Source organism: Streptomyces sp. DH12, from assembly GCF_020873895.1.
GTDB lineage: Bacteria > Actinomycetota > Actinomycetes > Streptomycetales > Streptomycetaceae > Streptomyces.
This window is the reverse complement of sequence record NZ_JAHWGT010001178.1, coordinates 1-440: the sequence shown is the minus strand read 5'-3', so window position 1 is coordinate 440 and position 440 is coordinate 1. Positions and strand designations below refer to the sequence as shown.

1 protein-coding gene is annotated in these 440 nt (G+C 67.3%); it reads right to left on the bottom strand.

The annotated features are described in order from the left end of the window. A partial coding sequence (locus tag LPA54_RS39125) for an AIM24 family protein (protein ID WP_228985152.1) occupies nucleotides 1-440 on the bottom strand: 440 nt, incomplete at both ends.

Here is a 440-nt window from a genome sequence, read left to right as displayed (position 1 = left end):
CTGCTGGCCCATGCCGTACTGCGCGGCGAGACCGGATCCGACCTGGGCGTTCTGCGGCGGCAGCAGTTCACTCGGCTGGACCAACGCGAAGCCGTTGCCCATGAAGCTGAGCTCCCAGCCCTCGCCGGTGTTGCCGCGGCGCCGCCACACCCCGGAGGAATGCGTCTGGGCCTGCATCTGCACCCGCAGCGAGGTGGACCAGGCGACGATCGCGTCGGCGTCGCAGTTGACGTACTTGTCCGGCGTCACCTGGAGCAGCAGCGGCATGCCCGAGGTCATCAGCGCGACCTTGCCCTGACCGGTGATGTTGAGCTGGTACTTCCCCGAGCCGGAGATGCCGTAGAGGCTGTCGACGGCGATGACCTCGTGGTGCAGCGAGGAGTCCATCGCGAGGACATAGCTGCTGTCGACCGTCAGGCCGTCCTGCTCCACGTCCATGA